Origin of the sequence: Halomonas sp. CSM-2 (assembly GCF_002119345.1) — a bacterium.
Classification (GTDB): Bacteria; Pseudomonadota; Gammaproteobacteria; order Pseudomonadales; family Halomonadaceae; genus Vreelandella; species Vreelandella janggokensis.
Genome location: NZ_NBYR01000016.1, coordinates 17843 through 34063 on the forward strand (window position 1 = coordinate 17843; position 16221 = coordinate 34063).

The following is a 16221-nucleotide window of genomic DNA, read 5'->3' on the forward strand; positions in this document are numbered from 1 at the left end:
CCACTCTCAATGTAAGGATTTACCATGACAACGATAACTGACGTACGAGCTCGGACGGTCAATGTACCGCTGGATACTCCCACCAGCTTTTCCAATCGCCAGGTACTCAAGCGCGATTACGTGCTGGTTGAGGTGGTGGGCGATGATGGCCATGTGGGCATTGGTTTTTGCTATGGCGGCAACAATGCGGGTTCGCTTGTGGCCAATGCCGTCAGGGAACTGCTCAAGCCGGTGCTGATCGGAGCGGACGCCCATTCGACCGAGGCACTGTGGCAGGCAATGTATCAGGAATCGCTGCTGCATGGTCGCTGCGGTTCGGTAATGCGTGCGATCAGTATTCTGGATACAGCGCTTTGGGACCGAAATGCCCGGGCCGCGCAACTGCCGCTTTATAAATTCCTGGGCGCAAGCGACACGCAAAGCGTGCCAGCGTATGCCAGCGGGGGTTACTACCTGGACGGCAAGACCCCCGCGATGCTGGGTGAAGAAATGGCCGGCTACGTGGCGAAGGGGTTCAAGGCGGTCAAGATGAAGGTCGGCCGCGAAGACTTGGCTGGCGAGGAAGCGCGACTGGTGGCGGTGCGCGAGGCAGTAGGCCCCAATGTGCAGGTAATGATGGATGCCAACAATGCCTGGCGGGATCTGCCGTCGGCGCTGGCCTTTATGCGCATGGCCGAACCCTACGACCCTTTCTGGATCGAGGAGCCGTTCAGCCCCGATGATATCGACAACCATCGTCGCCTGGCGGAGCGTACGCCGGTGCCGGTCGCCACGGGTGAAATAGAGGCGGGCCGCTGGCGCTTCAAGGAGTTGCTGGATAAGGAAGCGGCAATGATTCTGCAGACCGATGCCGCCGTATGTGGCGGTATTACCGAGTTTCGGCGCATCGCCGCCACAGCGGCCAGTTACGGTGTCGACATTTACCCGCACTGGTTCCACGACCTGCATATTCACCTGGTGGCGTCGGCACCCAACGTGACCATGGTCGAGTTCTTCGCTGACGATCAGGTGCTTAACTTCAGGCGTCTGGTGGATACACAGTTGCAGTTTGCCGACGGCCAACTGCTGCTGCCCACCGCTCCGGGACTTGGCTTCGGCTTTAATCAGGCGGCGCTTGAGCGCTATGCCATCGAACCCTGGCACTAACCGTCTTACAACAAGGAGAATGTCATGTCTCAAGTGAGTGGAGACGTCTGGTCACCGGTCATTACCCCCTTCGACGCCGACCTGGCGCCGGACGGGCAGCGTTTTGTGGCGCATTGCCAATGGCTGGCCTCGAATGGCGTCGGCTTGGCGGTGTTCGGCACCAATTCCGAGGCCAATTCAATGACGGTGGCTGAAAAGCAGGCGTTGTTGCAGGCGCTGGTGGATGGCGGTATCGATCCTGCCCGAGTGATGCCCGGCACCGGCAACTGCGCGATTGACGACTGCGTCTCATTGACCCGCGCGGCGGTGGAGGCGGGCTGTGCCGGTGTGCTGATGCTGCCGCCTTTCTATTACAAGGGGGTCAGCGATGAGGGCTTGTTCCGCTACTACAGTGAAGTGATCAACCGCGTTGCCGATTCACGCCTGCGGATCTACCTCTACCATATTCCGCCGGTCACTCAGGTGCCGCTTTCGCTCGAACTGATCGAACGGTTACGCGATGCTTTCCCTGGCATCATTGCCGGCATCAAGGACAGCGGCGGTGATTGGGCCCACACCCAAGCGTTGACCGAGCGCTTTGCCGGGCAGGATTTCGCCGTGTACGCGGGTAGCGAACGGTTTCTGCTGGATACCTTGCGGGCCGGTGGCGCTGGCTGCATCAGTGCCACGGCCAACGTTAATCCGGCGGCCATCGTTGAGTTGGCACGGCATTGGCAGGAGGGTGATGCCGACGAGCGTCAGCAGCGCCTTAACGTGGTACGCGACCTGTTTGAAACTTATCCGCTGATCCCTGCCATGAAAGCGGCGACGGCGTATTTTTCGGGAATCGACGATTGGCGGCGCTTGCGCCCACCCTTGGTGGAGCTGGACGACCAACGTACCGCTGAACTTATGTCTGCGCTCAAAGCGACGGGTTTCCAAATGCAAGGAGTGGGTGAGGCGCGCCATGGCTGAGCAAATAAAACCGTGGCGGATTGTCGCCGTACGCCGACTCAGCGAAGCCCAGCTTGAGGCGCTTTCCGGCATGGCGGAGGTTGACTACTTCGAGGATGTGGACGCCTCCAATCACGCCGACTTTATGGCAGCACTTTCCAAGGCCCATGGCCTGATCGGCGGTAAGCTGGAGCTCAGCGAGGCGATGTTGGCCAAAGCACCAGCGCTACAGGTGGTCGCCACTATTTCGGTAGGCTATGACCATTTGCCCCTTGAAGCGCTGAGCCGGCGCGGCATTCTGCTCTGCAATACACCGGATGTGCTGACCGAGACCACCGCCGATACGGCGTTTGCGCTGATCATGGCGACTCAGCGGCGCCTGGTCGAGCTTTCCAATCTTGTCCGTGACGGTGGCTGGCAGGCCCATATCGGCCCCGAGCATTTCGGCGTTGATGTGCACGGTAAAACCCTGGGCATCGTAGGCGCAGGGCGGATTGGCGCGGCGATTGCCCGGCGCGGGGCACTGGGCTTCGGCATGCCGATCCTGTACACGGCGGCATCGCCCAAACCGGCGCTCGAGCAGGAGCTCGGCGCACAGCGGCGTGATCTTGAGGCATTGTTAGCCCAAGCGGATATCGTCTGTTTGAGCGTGCCCTACAACGCCGACACCCATCACCTGATTGACGCCGATGCCCTGTCCCTTATGAAGCCGACGGCGGCACTGGTCAATGTGGCAAGGGGAAAAGTGGTGGATGAACCGGCGTTGATCGAGGCACTACGCCGCGGTCGTATTCGTGCCGCAGGGCTCGATGTGTTCGCCGAAGAACCATTGCCTGCCGACTCACCGTTGTCCGCCATGGACAATGTGGTGGTTGCCCCGCATATTGGCTCGGCGACCCATGAAACGCGTGACGCCATGGCGCAACTGGCCGTCGATAACCTGGTGGGTGCGCTGGTTGGCAGTGGACCGCTTACCCCCGTTAATGAGGATGTCTGGCGACGGACCTTCTCTGAAGCCCAGGAGACATAATGCCCCGACGATTGGACCATATTCTGAGCCTGGATGACTTCGAGCGGGCCGCCAAGCGGCATTTACCGCGACCGCTGTTTGGCTATGTCGCGAGCGTCGCCGAAGACGGCATGACCGCCCGCGCCAGTCGTGATGCTTTCGATCACTACGTGTTTCTACCGCGGGCGCTGGTCAATGTGGCCGATGTATCGACGGAAACCGAGCTCTTTGGTTGCCGCTATGCCTATCCGTTTGGCATTGCCCCAATGGGGATAAGTGCCCTGACGGCCTATCGGGGCGACCGGGTGCTGGCGCGGGCGGCGTCAAACGCTGGCATTCCCATGATCGTCAGCGGTACCTCGTTGATTCCTATGGAAAAATTGGCAGGTCCGAATGGCTCGGATTGGTTCCAGGCCTATCTGCCTGGAACGCCAGAGGAGATTGATGCCCTACTGGCGCGTGTCGAGAAGGCCGGATTTAGCAATCTGGTGATCACCGTGGACTACGCCGTGCCGCCCAATCCTGAAAATCACCGGCGAGCGGGTTTCTCTTCGCCGCTGCGCCCCAGCCTCCGGCTCGCCTTGGATGGCCTGGTACGGCCACGTTGGCTATTCGGGACCTTTTTAAAGACATTGTGGTACCACGGCGTTCCGCACTTCGAGAATAACGCGGCAACGCGAGGCGTGCCGGTGCTGGCAAAAAACGTTAACCGGGATTTCTCGGGCCGTCGGCACCTGGATTGGTCAACGCTTGATCGGGTTCGGGCGTGCTGGAAGGGTAACCTGATAGTGAAAGGTATTCTCCACCCAGACGATGCACGACGGGCCGTCAGTGCCGGTGCCGATGGGGTGATTGTTTCCAACCATGGTGGCCGTCAGCTCGATGCCACCGTGGCACCGCTGACCATGCTGCCCGAGGTGGTGGAGGCAGTTGGTGAAGCGGTGCCGGTGATGATTGATGGCAGCTTCCGGCGTGGCAGCCAAGTGCTCAAGGCGTTGTCCTTGGGCGCCAGCTTCGTGTTTCTGGGCCGTCCCTTTAATTATGCGGCCAGCATCGCGGGCGACGCCGGTGTGGAGAAAGCGGTCACGCTCTTGGGTGACGAAATAGAACGCGATATGGCGCTGCTCGGCGTAACAAGCGTCAAGGCGTTATCCGTGGATTTACTAAAGCGAAATGGGTTCTATTAGTTCTATTTAAACTGATGTGGATTCAGTAAAAGTGTTCCATCCATCGCGATGAACCTGCTGGCCTGGCCCATCAGAAACGCGGCGCTCAACGGCGGGGCGCCATGAACGTCAACTGTTTTCCGTATTGCCCCCTGATTTTGTTGACGAGCAGATCAAAGTCTCCAGCGCCTGAGGTCAGCACGATGACCTCGGCTGTCTCCGCGCGCTCCATGACATCGAGCACGATGCCAACATCCCAATCCCCTTTTGCAGAACCGTCTGAACGCTGACTAAAAGGCGTTCACGACGCCTCTGTTGGTGGTGGATATCGCCCAAAACTTATTGTCATCAAAGTGGCGGCCATAGGTTTCGAGCTCGTCGGCGTCACCTTTTGCGTAAAGCGTCTGTGTTTTATCCCGTCCCGGGCGGGCAAGGAAAGTGGCGAGGTTTTTAGTGTCAATACAACTTTTAGGTAAATTTTTTCGAATATGAAAAGCGAGAAAAGTACCTTTTTATGGAATGATCATTACATTAGCATGCTAACCACCTAGTGGAGAGCATTTCTCCGTACCAACCCAAGGAGACGTATCATGAAACTCAGGACAACGCTTTCAGCTCTTGTCATTGTCGCCATTCCCATGGTCGCCCAGGCCGACCCGGCCACTGAGCGTGCCATTCAACTGAACGAGCCTCTGAAGACTGGCCAGGTAACGCAACAGGACGCTGATACGTCGGTATCGGTCATGGATTTATCCCAGGATATCGTGAGCGAAGGCGACAGCGCTGCCATGAAAAAAGCACGCGCTAGCCTTAGAACGGAAAATCAGCACGAGACAGATATCCAGTTGAGCGCTGATCAACTGGAACTGGCGCGCGAAGCGACCACCTAAACGCGATCGAATACCGACGTGCTATTTGGCTTATGAGCCTCGGGGCCCCGACACACTGTCGGGGCCTTTTTAGTTTACGAACTCATGAATCAAAGAACCATGGCGTTCATGGTTTGCTACTCTGCCCGCCACTTGCTCGACGAGCCCCATCTGGTCACCGCCGCCTCGGCTGGCTCGCGATGGTGGCCCTGCCATGTTCCAGCCGCTGCATTCAGCGGCGCTCAGTGCCCCCATCAAGCGCGCGAAGAGAGTTGGTTCGAGCGAGCAGGGGGCCAACGCTCAGGGCGGTTGCTGTAATGCAGGCCTGGGCACTCACAGCGAATCGCTAGTCTTTGACTACCATCCGCCTGAGCAGCAGGGGCAGCAGCAACATCAGTAGCGTGATACGTAGCAGGTGGTGAGTGGTAACAAAGGCAGGGTCGATACCCAGGCTCAGTGCAACCAGGCTTAACTCCGGGGCACCGCCGGGCATGTAGGCGAGCAGCGCTGCCGCGGCGGAATACCCGGTGAGCAGGTGGCCTGCCCAGGCCGCGATAATGGCGAGAAACAACAGTACCAGGGCCTGAATGACGGCCATCAGTAGCGCCATGCCCACCGCGCCAAGCTTGGCGCCAGCAAAGCGCACGCCCACGGAGATACCGATGATCACCTGGGCGAACGCAATGATCGCCGGGGGCACCGCGGCGTGGGTGAGGCCGGAGAAGTGCAGTACCCCTGAAACCAGCGCCGGGCCGAACAGCAGCGGGCTGGGCAGCCGAAGGATCTTGCCCAGCCATACGCCGCTGATGCCCGCCGCCAACAGCCAGCCGATATCTATCGGGGTTGGCATCCATAGCCACTGTGACAATGCGGGCGTGGCACCGCCAATATCGACATGGCCGATAAACTGCAGCGCAGGCGGAATGGCCACCAGCAGCACCAGGATACGCACGGCGTGGGTAATGCCGATAATGCGTAGATCGGCCCCGGAGGAGAGCGCCATCCCCGTCACCGTGGAGACCCCGCCAGGCACGCCAGAGTAGAGCGACGTCTCCCAGGAATGCCCGGCCACGCGGCAGGAGAACCAAACCGAGAAGGTCATCATTACCGCCGTGGCGATCAGCATGACGGCAAGGCTGATACCCCACAGGCTGGCGTCTCCGGTCATCTCTGGTGTGAACGCTGAACCGAGCATGACCCCAATGACCACTAGTACCCCCTTGCGCCCCCTGCGCTGTGACTCAAGGGGGACGCCCGCCAGAGAGGCCACGGTGGTGGCGATCATGGCGCCCAGTAACCAGGGGAGGGGAAGTTGTAGCCAGTAAGCCAGCCCACCGCCGACAATCCCGAGCGCCAACGTCGGCAGAAAACGACCCAGCGAGCCTATCCGTGCTGCCAGCATGGCTTTCAATCTCCTTTTAGCGTTAAAACCCCGGCAGTTGAGAACATCTGCCGGGGCGGTCGTGTCGAGCGATCGGCGTTTGGCTTTTCGTCAATCAGCGTCTGGCCGCAAGCATCTTTGGCACTGCCCAGGGCAGCACCAGCAGCAAGGCAGCGGCTATCCACAGCCCCAGTGAAATACCCGACTGCCACAGGATGCCGACATCACCCCCGCTAATGGACAGCGCGCGGCGCAGATTCTGCTCCATCAAGCCCCCCAGCACGTAGCCAAGAATCACGGGGGCCAAAGAGAACCCCAGCTTGCGCAGCAGGTAACCAAACACGCCGATGATCAGCATCAGGTAGATGGCAAACAGGTCGGAGTGCAACTGGTAGACGCCGACGAACGCCAGGATAGCAATGGCGGGTACCAATACCCAGCGCGGGATAGTCAGCACGCGGGCAAAGACGCCAGCCAGCGGGAGGTTCAGCATCAACAGGACAATGTTACCGATGTAAAGCGAGGCGATCAGGCCACCGGCCACTTCCGGGCGCTCGGTGAACATCATCGGTCCTGGGGTGATGTTGTAAAGCATCAGCGCCCCCAGCAATACGGCCGTGGTGCCCGAGCCGGGAATGCCAAGCGTCAGCATGGGCACGAAGGAGCCCACCGCGGCCGCGTTGTTGGCTGACTCTGGTGCTGCCAGGCCGCGCATGTCGCCCTTGCCAAAGGTATTGTCCTTGTCGGAAAGGCGCTTTTCGGTAGTGTAGGAGACGGCGCCCGCCACCGACGCTCCGGTCCCGGGGAGAACGCCGATGATAAAGCCGAGCAATCCCGACCGGCCGATAGCACCTTTACACGCGATAACTTCCTTGAGGGTGACAAAGACACGACCCAGCGGCGGGAGCTTGCCGTCGTCCTCCGAGCGGTGAGCATGCTCAAGCATCAGCAGAATTTCGCTGATGGCAAACAGCCCGATGATCATCACCACAAAGTCGATGCCGTCATAGAGCTCGGGCAAACCGAAGGTATAGCGCAACACGCCGCTGCCGGAGTCGATACCCACGGTGGCAATCAGCACGCCGAGCACCGCGCCAATGGCGGTCTTGATAGGATCCTTGCCCATCATCACCGACATGGAGGAGAAAGCGAAGATCATGAGCGCAAAAAATTCGGCCGGGCCGAACATCACCGCGACTTCCGCCAGCAGCGGTGCGAAAAGTGTCAGGCCGATAATGGCAATGGTGGCGCCAATGAAGGAGCTAACGGCCGAAAGGCCTAGCGCGGGGCCGGCAAGCCCTTTCTGTGCCAGCGGGTAGCCGTCCAGGGTGGTCATGACCGCACCGGCATCACCGGGCACATTGAGCAGGATGCTCGACATGCGTCCGCCGTATTCGGCGCCGGTGTAGACGGCGGCCAGCAGGATCAGCGATGACTCCGCCGGCAAGCCGAGGGTGTAGGCCAACGGCATCAGAATGGCGATGCCGTTGATCGGGCCAATACCCGGCAAGGCCCCGAACAGGGTGCCCAGCAGGGCGCCAAGGAAGGCCAGGCCCAGGTTGAGAGGGGTTAGCGCAACCCCGAAGCCGTCGATCAGGAAATCGAACATCTCAGCGATCCTTTAGATGAAGCTGGCGAACAAGTAGCCAGAAGGCAGACTGATGCCGAGGGCGGCGGTGAACAGAAAATAGCCGACAATCGACATGACAATGCCGGTGATCAGTGCCTTACCCCAGGTGGCATCAAACAGCCGCGCCAGGGCGGTGACGACCAGCATCGATGAGACGATGAACCCCAGCTGTCTGAACAAGACGGCGTAGACCAGCAGTAAAACCAGCACCAGTAACAACCGGAGCGCCAGTGTCTTGTGCGGCCAGCTACCGTTGTCGCCGGGCCTTAAGATCATGACCAGCGATAGTAAGGTCAGCAGAATCGACAGCCCCAACGGGAATGCCTTGGGGCCGACGGGCTCATAGCTGAAAGGTATCTCCAACTGAACGGCCTGAACGGCGATAAACGCCGCCAGACCGATCAGGGCAATACCCAATACTCGGTCGGCGGCGATGCTCATTGCGTCAGACCCACTTCTTCGGCCAGCCCTTTGAACTCGGTAACCTGTTCCTTGACGTAGCTGTCGAAGTCGTCACCGAAGCGTGACATCGGGAAGAGACCACGCGCTTCACGCAGTTCAGCAAAGACAGGGTCTTCTGCCAGTGCCTGCATGCGCTCGATCCAGGCCTGGTAGGCTTCATCGCTGACCTCCGGCCCCATGTAATAGCCACGCCAGATCGGCCATTCCACGTCGTAGCCCTGCTCGGCCGCGGTAGGGATGTCGGCGTAGGGGCCACCCATCCGCTCTTCGGAAAGTGACGCCAGTACGCGGATCTTGCCGCTCTCAAGCTGAGACTTGAGTTCCGAGAGGTCGCCGGTGAACACTTGAATATGGTCACCGAGCAATGCCGCCAGGGCCTCGCCGCCACCCTCGAAGGCCACGTAACGCAGATCCCTCGGTGACATGTCCCCGGACTTGGCAATCAAGGCCGCCTTCATCCAGTCCTGGCTGCCCACGGTTCCGCCAGCGCCGAAGGCAATCTCGTTGGGATTTTCTTTGAGATCGGCCATCAGCTCTTCGAGATTTTCCCAAGGGGCATCGGCACTGACGACGATCGCGCCATAGTCGACGCCGAGCGCGCCCAGCCAGCGGACTTCATCAGCGTCGTACTGGCCAAACTTGCCAAGCGCCAAGTTGACGGCGGCACCCGTGCTGGCGGCAACGATCAGGCCAGGGTCATCGGTACGTACACCGTTGACATGGTTATAAGCCACCGCGCCAATGCCACCGGGCATGTAGCTGACCATCATCGGCTTGTTGATCATGCCGGTATCCTGTAGGCCGTTGGCGGCCAGGCGGCAGGTCAGGTCGTAGCCACCGCCGGGCTTGGCTGGCGCGATGCACTCGGTGGATTCCGGGATCGTCTGAGCGTGGGCCTGGCCCATCAACATTGCACTGCCTAGGACGGCAAGGCCAGAGGCGCGGCGAAGGATTGGGTTGATCTTCATGACGAACTCCTGTTCTCTTGTTGTCGTCGGGCGCGGGGAATGTCCGAGCCCGGTCATACCAGATGACAGTCGCCATGTTAGGCAGGCAACCTTTCACCAACCTGTCATCTTTCCAATACTGTTCTGAGACTTTAGTTACATGCGCCTAATCATCGTGGAAGACGATCCGATGATCGCCCGCTCGCTGGACAATGCGCTTGCTCGTCTGAGCAATACTGTTGATGCCTTCACGCGCGCCAGCGAGGCGCGTACGGCGTTGCAAAATGACGCTTTCGATCTTGTTTTGCTCGACCTGGGGTTGCCTGATGGCGATGGTCTTGAATTGCTGAGGGAATTACGCGAGCGAGGTGACAGGACACCGGTGCTGATCCTTACGGCTCGGGACGGTATCGACGATCGCGTCCACGGTCTCGATCTGGGTGCGGATGACTACCTTGCCAAGCCGTTCTCGGTGGCAGAGCTTGAAGCCCGTGTGCGTGCCTTGCTACGGCGCAGCCAGCAGCGCAGCGATAATCGACTGAAATACGGCCCTTTATGCCTGGATCCCACGGCGGGCGTCGCGACACTCGATGGCACAGTGCTTGAATTGCCCCGCCGTGAGCTGCGCCTGCTTGAAGGGCTGCTGCTACACGCGGGCAATATCGCCCCGCGTGAGATGCTTGAAGGGCGAGTGTTCAGCTTCGGGGACGTTGGCTCCAACGCACTGGAAGTTTACGTGAGTCGGTTGCGCAAGCGACTTCAAGGAAGCTGTCTGCGTATCCGAACCTTTCGTGGCCTGGGCTATCGCCTTGAGGAAGCGCCCAGGTGATTCACGTTCAGGGCACGCTAAAAGCGCGTCTGGCTATCTGGCTGCTCGTCATGGTCTCGGGGCTCGGTACGCTACTGCTGATGGAGGCTTATTATTCCACCCAGCGCGCGGCCGAGCGCGCCTATGACAGTCAGCTTGAAGCGGCTGCACTGACGACCGCCGAGTCGGTGCAATGGGAAGGCAGCGAACCTGTCGTCAGGATTCCGCCCGCTGCCCTGCAAATTCTGGCAACCTCTCATCAGGAACGGGTCTTCTACGCCGTGCTCGACCCTGACGGACGACGTATCTCGGCCAACCTCGATATCCCCATCCCCAGGGCAGGGCGTGACAAGGCGGCCATCGAGCCCACCTGGCTTGATCTGACGCAGGCGGGTACCCGCTGGCGGTTGCACGGGAGGGAATACGACTCGGCGGGATGGGACATTCAGGATCCCGTGCAGATCTGGGTGGGGCACACGGTCAGTGGGCGTCAGGCATTGGCAAAAGAGCTGTTTGATCGAGCGGTCATTCGATTTATCGCTATGGTGCTGCTGGCAGGCATCCTGATGCTGTTGGCAATGCGAGTGGCATTGAAACCGATGCGCCAGTTGCGCCATCAATTGCGACAACGCACCGCCGATGACACGCGGCCACTCAATGGCAATGTGCCGGAAGAATTGCGTGAAACGGTCGAGGCGCTTGATACGCTGTTTACCCGCCAGCGCGAGAGCCGCGACAACCTGTTGCGCTTCACGGCGGACGCCAGCCATCAGCTCAAGACCCCGCTAGCGGGCCTGCAGAGTACCAGCGAGCTGGCTCTGCATAGCCGCGACCCTGATGAGTGGTATCGAGCCCTGTCGGATGTGCACGACGGGGCGAAACGCACCAGCCGCCTTGCCAGCCAGCTGTTGAGCCTTGCGCGCCTGCGCCATATTGAAGAAGCTGACGAGCTCAAGCCGCTCGACCTGAAAACGACGCTCCATGACACCGTGCTGGAATGGGCCCAGCGCGAGGTGGCGATGAACCACGACCTGGGGCTGGACGAGCTGCCTGCCGGGCCTGCCATGATACGGGGCCAAGCCTGGGCCCTCAGCGAGCTGCTGGGCAACCTGATCGACAACGCGCTGCGCTATACCCCCGCCGGTAGTGAGATTACCCTGGGACTCAAGGCCAGCGACGATCACATCATGCTCTATATCGAGGATAATGGCCCCGGGGTGGAGCCCGACGTTCGTCATCGGATGTTTCAGCCCTTTGAACGCGGCGGACGCCAGGATACGCAGGGGTCAGGCCTCGGTCTGGCGATTGTGGATTCCATTGCGCAACGCCATGAGGCCGATTTGCAGGTCAAAGAGAGGCAACCGCATGGGCTGCGGATTGAGTTGCACTTTCTGGCGATAAGAGGGGAACCCTGATGCACCGCCTTTGGCTGACGACGGCCCTGCTGGTTGTCTTTTTATCATCCTCTCAGCGTTTGCAAGCGATGCCGCTGGTGGTGGAAGCCGCCTTGGATCGGCAGGTCGTCGCGCCTCTTTTGGCGGCTTTCGAGCAGGCCCACCCCGCTATCGAGCTCATCTACCGTGATCGTTCCACATTGGAAGTCAATGACTTGATAGCGACAGCGGAACCACCGCCCGACGTGGTGATCAGCTCCGCCATGCCCTGGCAGATGAACCGGGTGAACCAGGGCTATGCCCAACAGCTGGATTCGGCACAGGCCAGTGAATGGCCCGACTGGGCCAAATGGCGGAATGAGCTGTTCGGCTTCACCTTCGAGCCGATCGTCATGGCTTACCGGCTTGATCTAGCGCGCCACATCCTGCCACCGCAAACGCATGCAGACCTTCACACACTGCTAAGCGAACAGCGTGAGGTGTTACAGGGTAAGGTAACCACCTATTCCCCGTCAGAAAGCGGTATCGGTTATACCCTGTTCCAGCAGGATGCCCGTTATACCGACAGGTTCTGGGATCTGGTGACGGTACTGGGGGATGCCGACGCCGAGCTCGAAGCCAATACCCGCTCGATGCTGGAGGGACTGACGGAGGGACGCTACTGGCTGGGTTATAACCTGCTGGGTTCCTATGCCATGGTGTGGGCTCAGGAAAATCCCGAGGTGATTGTGCAGGTACCTCAGGACTATGCCCTGGTGATGATGCGAACCGGGTTCATCCACCGTGATGCGCCGAATCTGCGGGCAGCTCAAGCCTTTATGAACTTTCTGCTCAGCCGGGATGGTCAGCGTGTATTGGCGGCGCAAACACCGCTGTTCAGCGTGCGGCCAGATGTGGTCGGGCCTTACACCGCTCAACGCTTGCGCGATCAGGTCGGCGATCGTCTCTATCCCATCACCCTTAACGCCTCGGTGCTTGCCTTTGTCGATGCCCTACGTCGGGATGCGTTTATGGCACGGTGGCAGCGTGAGTTTAGTCGCTATCAGCGCGGCGATGATTAATGCACTGTTATGCCGTTTTTGTTAACGCTAACCTAGCAGCAATTCTTTATCGATATGTATAAAACTATTTGCCTCGTTTATCAGTGAGGCGGCTGTAAACTGAGGGACGCCGTAAACCTCAACTGTTTTACCATGTTGAGTGCGGATTTTATTGACGAGTAGGTCAAAGTCCCCATCACCGGTTACCAGCACGATAATATCGGACTGTTCGGCGTACTCTATTGCATCAAGGGCAATGCCAACATCCCAATCGCCCTTGGCGGAGCCGTCCGAGCGTTGAATGAAGGGCTTTAGCTTCACTTCAAACCCAATGGCCCTTAGTATCGTTTGAAACTCGCGTTGTTTTTTATCGCCTTTGTCGATGGCATAACAAACGGCTTTCACAACGTCTCTTCCTGTCGTTGCTTGAGCCCAAAACTTATTGTAATCAAAGTTTTTCCCGTATGCTGATCGCACCGTGTAATAGATGTTTTGAATATCCACAAATATGGCGACTTTTTTCATAAAATATAACTTTTATCCCGTGAGTGGTATTCAGTTCAAGCCGAACAGTTGGCTGATCAGCGGAATCAGCACGGAGCTGAATATCCCCGTCATGCCCATCGCCAGGCCGGCAAAGGCGCCCGCGAGGGTGTTGCGTTGCATGGCATAGGCCGTTCCGAACCCGTGTGCGGCCAGGCCGAGTGCGAAGCCGCTTGACGTATGTGAACGCACCTTGAGAACGCGAAATACCAACGGGGCTAGCAGGCAGCCCATCACGCCGGTGGTCAACGATAAACCGGCGGATAGTGATGGGAATCCGCCTATCTGTTCCGAGATGCCAATGGCGATGGGAGAGGTGACCGATTTAGGGGCCATTGATAGCAACAGCGCATCGCTGGCGCCAAAAAGCTGGCCAATCAGCAAGGTGGTCACGACGGCCGTCAGGCTGCCGCTTAGGCAAACGACCAGCAACGGCAGCAGCATTTGGCGGATACGTGCACGGTGGTCATAAAGGGGCACGGCCAGCGCCACGGTGGCGGGACCCAGCAGAAAATGAATAAACTGCGCCCCTTCAAAGTAGGTGTCGTAGTCGGTGCCGCTAAGGGTCAGCAGCAGGATGATCATCAACATCGCAACCAGCACCGGATGCAGCAGCGCAGTGCCGCCTGCCTTACGATTAAGCATGCTGGCTGACAGGTAAGCCCCCAGCGTAATCACAATCCAGAACAAAGGCCGAGCGTTGAAGTAAACCCAAAAAGTGGTGAGCTCCATCGCTTATTCCTTATGCTTGTATTGACGTCTTTCCCACGCCTGCAGCATCCAGCCGGTTAGCGACAAGGTAATGAGGGTGCTCAGTAGCAGCGATGCCAGAATCGTGAGCCACTGCTGGGCGAGTGTCTCTGCAAATAGCATCAAACCGACGCCTGCCGGGACAAACAGCAGCGATAAATGCCGAACCAAACCCTCGGCAGGTAAACGCAGGCTATCGGGCACGCGGCCATGGAACATCAGCCCAATCAGCAGGAGTAGCATTCCCGCTACCGGGCCTGGAATTGGCCAGCCGAACCATACCATCAGCCACTCGCCCATTAATTGGCAAATCAGCAGTATCAAAAAACCCTTAACCATATGGATGACCTCGCCAGTTGTTCGGAAAGGGTCAAGCGTTGTATGTCCCTGTGGCGAGTTCACCATATCAGGGATAGTGTTGATACTCAGGAATAGTGTTGATACATGCTATGTGATGACGGACAAAACGTAGGGCGCGCCTACCAGCGTCAGGAATTTGAGTATTCCAGAGACTGATAGACGCGCCCATCGTGATACATATGGCGTTAAAGGAACGCTAGACGTAGAAGTCCAGATCCTCCTGCGCTTTCAGTAGATCCCGCATCTTGATGGGATCGTCGCCAAAGAAGAAGAGCAGGCCCCAGTGCGTCCCGAAGGCCGACCGGTCTGGCACGGTCTCTTCCGTCGGCGCGACCAGTTCATGGGACTCGAAATAGGGATGCTCGATCGTTTCTTTGGGCATCTCCAGCTTGCTGACCACGCGGCGCCTTGGGTACACACCGAAGCAGCCTGCGTAGCCTTTCGCGTCGACCACCTCGCGTGGGAAGAAGGCGGCCACTTCCTCTTTAGTACTTTTCGGGTCGAACACCAGCATTGAGGCCTGGTACGCATTGAACCCGTAGGCTTTTTCGATAAGCTCGAACGCCTTGAAGCCGGGCGGACGATAGGCAACCTCGCCAAAGTACATCTCGCCGTCAGCGGTGACGAAGTACTCGGGGTGAATCAGGCCGAACTGGATGTCGAACGTTTTAATCAGCAATTCGATCTGCTTGGTAATCGCGTTGCGCCAGCTTTCGAGTTCTTGCGTGGCGGGCACGAAGACCGAATAGCCCAGCGTCACGTATTCCGAGATGTTGAGGAACTGGATCTTGCCATCGTGTATCCAGGCTTCCACCGCAAATTCCCAGCCGCTCAGGTGGCTTTCCATCAGCAGCGGATATTCTTCGTCGGGAATGTGTTCAATTTCTTCCACCGTACGGATCATGCGGTGGCCGAGGCAGCCAGCTTTATCGAATGCCTTGACGTGAATCGGGTCGTCCGGGTCACCATCGAGCTTGAGCAGTGTCTGGTTGACGCGCTTCATGAAGCGAATAACGTCTTCTTTCTCGTGGGCTTCCTCGAAAATCCCCACGCGAATACCGCCAAGCTGAGCACGGCGTTTCATGAGGGCCTTGTCGCGGAACAGGATGGATTGCCCATACATGCGTGGACTGTCCAGGAGGACAGAGTTTATCGCACCGGACCACTCAACGGTTTCTTCAAACAGTGGGATCGCAACGTCGACGCCTTCGGCTTTCAGCCTTTCGGCGATTTCCATGGACCGGTCATTCAGCCGGATAAAATCCCAGGCGATGAAGGGGATATTGTTAGCGGTGCAGAAATCTTCGGCCCATTCCGGGGCCACCACGACATAACGGCGGTCAAATTTTTGCGCCGCCTTGATCGCGTTGACACTCCAGCCGAGCAGGGCGATGTAGCCCTTGTTAGGGTCCTTCGGGGTCTCGGTACCTTTAACCGAATCCATTTCCGGGTCGCGCCAAGCGGTTACCGATTCGGGTAACTGCTTTTCTGATGTTATCGACATTCGATGTTCTCCTTTGCGGGTTAACCGAGACAGACTGCGACAACATAGGGGTGTACAAGATGAAGCAAGACGCAGTCAGTGTTGTTTAGAGATGATCGACCATGTCAGCAGTAGGAACTTTTCAACACATCTACTCTAACCCTAACCTAGTCGATTCCCATGTGGATGGCAATTTGATTGTAGTATTTCCGGAAAAAGGTTGTATAAGTTTACTTGCTGCTCGGAGAGGTTAATGGGGCTGATGGGCCCGCAATGATTTGTTGCCAAGGGTGCCTGATG

At 58.5% G+C, this 16221-nt stretch carries 18 protein-coding genes; 9 read left to right on the plus strand and 9 right to left on the minus strand.

Annotation, left to right across the window (positions count from 1 at the left end; genetic code table 11):
• The first annotated feature begins 24 nt into the window (after nucleotides 1-24).
• Genes B7L15_RS14480 through B7L15_RS14495 form a run of 4 tightly spaced genes read left to right on the plus strand, consistent with a single transcriptional unit; the run spans nucleotide 25 to nucleotide 4275 of the window.
• Nucleotides 25-1146: a mandelate racemase/muconate lactonizing enzyme family protein gene (locus tag B7L15_RS14480; RefSeq protein WP_085919653.1), complete on the plus strand. Its 1122-nt coding sequence runs from the start codon at nucleotides 25-27 to the stop codon at nucleotides 1144-1146.
• A gap of 24 nt (nucleotides 1147-1170) precedes the next feature.
• Complete coding sequence (locus tag B7L15_RS14485; protein ID WP_085919654.1) at nucleotides 1171-2100, plus strand: dihydrodipicolinate synthase family protein; 930 nt, start codon at nucleotides 1171-1173, stop codon at nucleotides 2098-2100.
• Entirely contained in the window at nucleotides 2093-3109 is a 1017-nt protein-coding gene (locus B7L15_RS14490; protein ID WP_085919655.1) for a 2-hydroxyacid dehydrogenase, read from the plus strand. Before B7L15_RS14485 ends, B7L15_RS14490 begins: the two co-directional genes overlap by 8 nt.
• Nucleotides 3109-4275, plus strand: coding sequence for an alpha-hydroxy acid oxidase (locus B7L15_RS14495; protein WP_085919656.1), 1167 nt, complete (start codon nucleotides 3109-3111; stop codon nucleotides 4273-4275). Before B7L15_RS14490 ends, B7L15_RS14495 begins: the two co-directional genes overlap by 1 nt.
• A gap of 85 nt (nucleotides 4276-4360) precedes the next feature.
• Here the strand turns inward: B7L15_RS14495 and B7L15_RS20020 are convergent, their stop codons facing one another.
• Entirely contained in the window at nucleotides 4361-4498 is a 138-nt protein-coding gene (locus B7L15_RS20020) for an NYN domain-containing protein (protein WP_325073166.1), read from the minus strand.
• 346 nt (nucleotides 4499-4844) lie between these two features.
• On the opposite strand from B7L15_RS20020, the gene B7L15_RS14505 reads away from it, so the two are divergent.
• Entirely contained in the window at nucleotides 4845-5144 is a 300-nt protein-coding gene (locus B7L15_RS14505) for a hypothetical protein (RefSeq protein ID WP_085919657.1), read from the plus strand.
• A gap of 99 nt (nucleotides 5145-5243) precedes the next feature.
• Nucleotides 5244-5441 carry a hypothetical protein gene (locus tag B7L15_RS19385; protein WP_176243699.1) on the plus strand — a complete coding sequence of 66 codons (198 nt, stop codon included), beginning with the start codon at nucleotides 5244-5246 and terminating at the stop codon, nucleotides 5439-5441.
• 28 nt (nucleotides 5442-5469) lie between these two features.
• Here the strand turns inward: B7L15_RS19385 and B7L15_RS14510 are convergent, their stop codons facing one another.
• From B7L15_RS14510 to B7L15_RS14525, 4 genes are all read right to left on the minus strand, one after another.
• Nucleotides 5470-6525, minus strand: coding sequence for an AbrB family transcriptional regulator (locus tag B7L15_RS14510; protein ID WP_176243700.1), 1056 nt, complete (start codon nucleotides 6523-6525; stop codon nucleotides 5470-5472).
• Between the two features lie 94 nt (nucleotides 6526-6619).
• Nucleotides 6620-8113 (minus strand): tripartite tricarboxylate transporter permease, encoded by a 1494-nt coding sequence (locus B7L15_RS14515; RefSeq protein ID WP_085919658.1) that lies wholly within the window; start codon nucleotides 8111-8113, stop codon nucleotides 6620-6622.
• Nucleotides 8114-8125: 12 nt separating this feature from the next.
• Nucleotides 8126-8575, minus strand: coding sequence for a tripartite tricarboxylate transporter TctB family protein (locus B7L15_RS14520; protein WP_085919659.1), 450 nt, complete (start codon nucleotides 8573-8575; stop codon nucleotides 8126-8128).
• Entirely contained in the window at nucleotides 8572-9564 is a 993-nt protein-coding gene (locus tag B7L15_RS14525) for a Bug family tripartite tricarboxylate transporter substrate binding protein (protein ID WP_085919660.1), read from the minus strand. Before B7L15_RS14525 ends, B7L15_RS14520 begins: the two co-directional genes overlap by 4 nt.
• 139 nt (nucleotides 9565-9703) lie before the next feature.
• Between B7L15_RS14525 and B7L15_RS14530 the strand changes: the two genes are divergently transcribed.
• Genes B7L15_RS14530 through B7L15_RS14540 form a run of 3 tightly spaced genes read left to right on the plus strand, consistent with a single transcriptional unit; the run spans nucleotide 9704 to nucleotide 12806 of the window.
• Nucleotides 9704-10372: a response regulator gene (locus B7L15_RS14530; RefSeq protein WP_085919661.1), complete on the plus strand. Its 669-nt coding sequence runs from the start codon at nucleotides 9704-9706 to the stop codon at nucleotides 10370-10372.
• Nucleotides 10369-11766 (plus strand): sensor histidine kinase N-terminal domain-containing protein, encoded by a 1398-nt coding sequence (locus B7L15_RS14535; protein WP_085919662.1) that lies wholly within the window; start codon nucleotides 10369-10371, stop codon nucleotides 11764-11766. Before B7L15_RS14530 ends, B7L15_RS14535 begins: the two co-directional genes overlap by 4 nt.
• On the plus strand, nucleotides 11766-12806 hold the full coding sequence (locus B7L15_RS14540) for an ABC transporter substrate-binding protein (RefSeq protein ID WP_085919663.1): 1041 nt from the start codon (nucleotides 11766-11768) through the stop codon (nucleotides 12804-12806). Before B7L15_RS14535 ends, B7L15_RS14540 begins: the two co-directional genes overlap by 1 nt.
• A 27-nt stretch (nucleotides 12807-12833) precedes the next feature.
• On the opposite strand, the gene B7L15_RS14545 is transcribed toward B7L15_RS14540, so the two are convergent.
• The 4 genes from B7L15_RS14545 to B7L15_RS14560 all read right to left on the minus strand — a co-directional run bounded on the left by B7L15_RS14545 (nucleotide 12834) and on the right by B7L15_RS14560 (nucleotide 15942).
• Nucleotides 12834-13310, minus strand: coding sequence for a LabA-like NYN domain-containing protein (locus tag B7L15_RS14545; protein WP_085919664.1), 477 nt, complete (start codon nucleotides 13308-13310; stop codon nucleotides 12834-12836).
• A 30-nt stretch (nucleotides 13311-13340) separates the two neighbouring features.
• Complete coding sequence (locus tag B7L15_RS14550; protein ID WP_085919665.1) at nucleotides 13341-14060, minus strand: LrgB family protein; 720 nt, start codon at nucleotides 14058-14060, stop codon at nucleotides 13341-13343.
• Nucleotides 14061-14063: 3 nt separating this feature from the next.
• A complete protein-coding gene (locus B7L15_RS14555) occupies nucleotides 14064-14417 on the minus strand; it encodes a CidA/LrgA family protein (protein ID WP_085919666.1) in 354 nt (117 codons plus the stop codon).
• Nucleotides 14418-14634: 217 nt separating this feature from the next.
• On the minus strand, nucleotides 14635-15942 hold the full coding sequence (locus B7L15_RS14560) for an ATP-grasp domain-containing protein (RefSeq protein ID WP_066314588.1): 1308 nt from the start codon (nucleotides 15940-15942) through the stop codon (nucleotides 14635-14637).
• Nucleotides 15943-16221: the final 279 nt, after the last annotated feature.